This window comes from Rhodococcus sp. P4_F5, assembly GCF_056401315.1.
The window spans coordinates 1-4,280 of record NZ_JBFUJP010000132.1 but is presented as its reverse complement, the minus strand read 5'-3'; the positions used below and the strand labels follow the sequence as shown (position 1 = coordinate 4,280).

Annotated in this window: 3 protein-coding genes; all 3 read right to left on the bottom strand. The window is 65.5% G+C overall.

The features are described 5' to 3' along the window. Nucleotides 1-1,461 (bottom strand): Ig-like domain-containing protein (locus tag AC1DU4_RS26075; RefSeq protein WP_477844842.1); only part of this gene is annotated, 1,461 nt, incomplete at its 3' end. 452 nt (nt 1,462-1,913) lie between these two features. Beyond that, nucleotides 1,914-3,047, bottom strand: coding sequence for an Ig-like domain-containing protein (locus AC1DU4_RS26070; protein WP_477844840.1), 1,134 nt, complete (start codon nt 3,045-3,047; stop codon nt 1,914-1,916). Nucleotides 3,048-3,445: 398 nt separating this feature from the next. Next, on the bottom strand, nt 3,446-4,280 hold an 835-nt coding region (locus AC1DU4_RS26065), incomplete at its 5' end, for an Ig-like domain-containing protein (protein ID WP_477844838.1).

Here is a 4,280-nt window from a genome sequence, read left to right as displayed (position 1 = left end):
GCCCAGAACCACATCCGTGCCCTCAACCGCAGTCGCCGGACCCGACACCGACGTCGTCGTGGTGACATCAGCCGGAGTGACGTTGACATTGTGAGCACCCGAAGTCGACGGCTGGAACTCACCCGCACCGGAGTACACCGCAGTGATGCTCTGCGCACCGACCGACGTGAACTGCTGCGTGATGGAACCCTTGCCCTCGGAATCGAGGTTCACCGGCCCACCGATGTCAGCAGCACCATTCTTGAACTGCACCGTGCCACCGACCGGAACCGGCGAAACCTGCACGCCCAGAACCACATCCGTGCCCTCAACCGCAGTCGCCGGACCCGACACCGACGTCGTCGTGGTGACATCAGCCGGAGTGACGTTGACATTGTGAGCACCCGAAGTCGACGGCTGGAACTCACCCGCACCGGAGTACACAGCGGTGATGCTGCGAGCACCCGCCGCCGCGAACTGTTGCGTGATGCTGCCCTTGCCCTGGGCATCGAGGGTGACCGGGCCACCGATGTTGGTGGCGCCGTCCTTGAACTGCACCGTGCCACCCGACGGAACGGGCGAGACCTGCACGTTCAGGGTTACGTCCGTGCCCGCGACCGCGGTGGCCGGACCGGTCACCGACGTCGTCGTGGTCACGTCGGCCGGGGACACCGACACGTTCTGCACCACCGAGACCGACTGGTTCGCCGTCGCCGTACCCAGGAACTTCGCGGTCAGGGCATGCCCGCCCGCAGTGGAGGGGGTCCACGCGAAGGCGACCGCGCCGGCGGCATCGAGGTTGCCCTGGCCGATCTTGGTGGCGCCGTCGTAGAACTCGACGGGGTTGCCCGCTGCGCTGCCGCCGCCTGTGACGCTGGCGGTCAGGGAGGTCGACTGGCCGACGCGGGCTCCGGTGACGGGGGCGAGTGTGGTGGCGGGGTTGCCCTTGCCGGCCGTGATGTTGGGTCCGTCGTACCCGTAGTAGCCGGCGCCGCGGTCGCCGCTGTAGTCCATGCCGGTCACCAGGGAGGTGCCGAGGGCGCAGTTGGCGCCGACCTTGTAGTCCACGCTGTAGGCGGGGTTGTTCGTGCCCGGCGCGTTGGCCCAGCTGCCGTTGACGGTGACCGTGCCGGTCGGCGGTGTGCCACCCCGATTGGGATTGACCACGGGAGTGATCGGGTTGCCGTTCATCTTGGCGGAGCCGGGGACGTAGGTGAGGCAGGGCGGGTTCACGTCCGTAATCCACGCGATGGTTTCGGTGATGTTGTCGGTTCGCCGAAACTTGGTGGTGACCGTGATGGTCTCGCCCACGCCGGGGGTGCCGTTGCTGATGGTGCGGTTGAAACTCGTCTTCCCGTCGGCCCAGTCACGCACAACGGGGGCAGCGTTGGCGACGCTGGTGCCGAAGATTGTCAGCGTGCCGATCGCGAGTGCTGTGGCCGCGCCTGCGGCGATGCCGCGTTTTGTTACTCGATGCGTCATGGACGTTCCTCTGATCCTGTGAAGTTGCGACGGGCAGCGCTCTGAGCCATGGTTCCCTCTCACTCAAAGTTCAGGACGACCGTCCAGGACGATCGTCCAACTTGAACATTCGGAACAAAGCTAACGCAGCCCTCGGACATTCACGGCGAATTGCCAGAAAGAAACTAGACGTATAGTCCGATCGACCGACACGCCCAGAACGAGGATGCCCGCAACGCCGATTACCCTGGCCACTGCATTATTGATCCCGGGTCGCAACGGGAAACGGAAGTCAATCACCGAATGATTTCTGGACCATATTTCATTCGCAGGCGCAACGAATATCGGCGCCCGGAGATGTCCCAGACCATCTACAACAAACTCGAATTTACTCACAACAAATACAGGTGTGGCCCCTGCCGAAAATTCGGCAGGGGCCACACCCACGTTGCGTCAGATCGCGGCGCGCTGGATCAGGACGACCCGAACAGGTTCCCCAACGAACCCCCTGCGCTGCCGGTGTCGCCGCCGCCGGTACCGGCCTCGGAGACGGTGACCGTGCCGACCGCCGCGGTCGAGCCCGCGTGGCCCGGGGCGCCGCTGTAGACCGCGGTGATCTGGTGCTCACCAACGCTCGCGAAGGCGTACGAGAGGGTCGCCTTGCCGGCGACCACACCGACCGGCGCACCGATCGCCGTTCCGCCGTCCATGAACTGCACCGTGCCGCCGGCCGGAGACGGGGAGACGGTCGCGACCAGGTCCACCGCAACGTCCTGCGTCGCGGTGGCGGGCACGGTCACCACGGTGGCGGTGGCCACGTCGGCAGCCGCGGCCACGGGCACGTTCTGCGCCACCGAGACCGACTCGCCGGCCTTCGCCGTAGCCAGGAACTTCGCCGTCAAACTGCGATCACCCGCGGTCCCAGGCGTCCACGCGAGCGTCGCCTTGCCCGCAGCCAACGGACCCTGACCGATCTTCGTGGCCCCGTCGAAGAACTCGACGAGGTCGCCGTCGACACCACCGGTGACCGTCGCGCCCAGCGAAACCGACTGGCCCACCTTCACACCCGAGGGAACCGCGTCCAGCACCGTCGTCGAGACGTTCTTGGTCACCGAGATCGTCGGGCCCTTGTTCAGGTAGTTGCCCTGGCCGAGGTTGCCGGAGTAGTCCATGTACGTGTTCAACGGAACGTCGCGGGCACAGTCTGCGCCGACCTTGTACGAGTACTCCATGGTGCGCGGCTGATTGGGGGTGACCCACCAGTTGCCGACGACCCGCGCAAAGGTCGGATCCGAGTTGGTGAGCGGCGTCGGGGTGCCGTCGATCTTCAGCCCCACGAAGGTCAGGCACACCGGGTGGACGTCCTTCATCGCAGTGACCTGCTCGTCGCTGGAGGCCCGCTTGAACTGGGTCGACACCGTGATGATCTCGCCCTCGGCGGGCGTCACGTTGCTGATGGTGCGGGTGTAGTTGCTGCCGCCGTCCACCCAGCTGACCGCTCCCGGCCCCGCGGCGGCCATTCCGACGCCCGCGGTGACCGCGAACCCGGCCGCTACCGCGAACGCGCTCACCCCACCGATTACGCGACGGGAGTTGCTCTTAGTCATAGTTCCCCTCTCGAGGACGGTCCTAGACGACCGTCCAACTGGACTCCACAGCTCAAAGTAGCGCATCGCGGTTCCAATAACAGAGAGATTGCCCGATGACGATCTATTTCTATTGATTTCCGTCCACAAACGCGATCTACACCGACCCCACGGGCCAAGATAGCGCCCTGACCTGCACCCTTCCCGCTCCAGAGCCAGCAGCGAAACGCAATCACAGAGAAAATTTCCGGACTGCAATTCATTCGCCGCGGCAACAAGAATTCGGAGTCCAGAAGCATCAGCCCCCCAAAAATCCCATTTACAACAAAAACGAATCCGTTTACAACAAAAACAGGTGTGGCCCCTGCCGAAATTAGGCAGGGGCCACACCCGGAGTGCTCAGATCGTGGTGCCCTGAGTCAGGACGACCCGAACATGTTCCCCAGCGAACCACTTGCGCTGCCGGTGCCTCCACCGCCGGTGCTGGCCTCGGCGACGGTGACCGTGCCGACCTCCGCGGTCGAGCCCAGGTGCCCCGGGGCACCGCTGTAGACCGCGGTGATGTGGCGGTCACCGGTGATCGGGAAGGCGTACGAGCGGGTCGCCTTGCCATTGAGCAAGCCGACCGGAGCACCGATCGGCGTGGCGCCGTCCATGAACTGCACCGTGCCGCCGGCCGGAGTCGGGGAGACGGTCGCGACCAGGTTCACCGCAACCCCCTTCGTCGCGGTGGCGGGCAGCGTCACCACGGTGGTGGTGGCAACGTCGGTGACGACCGGATCCGTCACCTCGAGCGTGCCGGACTGCGACACGGACGCCAGGTATCCGGTCGTGCCGGAGAACTCCGCCGTGACGGTGTGCGTCCCCGCGCTGGTGAAGGTGTGGCGCACGTTCGCCTCGCCACCGACCACGTTCACCACGGTGCCGATGACAGTGCCACCGTCCTTGAAGGTGACCTGCCCACCCGACGGAATCGGGTCGCCGTTCGGCGCCTTCACTGCGGCCCACAGATCAACGGCCACACCAGTTTTCACATCAACAGGAAGGGTCAGAACCGTGCTGGTCGYGACGTCGACCGGAGCSGCAGCCGTCACCGTCACCGCATGCACGGCCGACGTGGAGGCGATGAACCCGGCAGCACCGGAGAACACCGCGGTGATGTTGTGCGCACCCTGCGCGGCGAACGACTGCGTGATGGACGCCTTGCCCGAACCGTCCAGCGTCACCGGACCACCGAGGTTGTCCGCACCGTCC

Bases quoted from the DNA above. Each gene is read 5' to 3' on its own strand.
- AC1DU4_RS26070 (WP_477844840.1), bottom strand. From the start codon at position 3,047: ATGACTAAGAGCAACTCCCGTCGCGTAATCGGTGGGGTGAGCGCGTTC.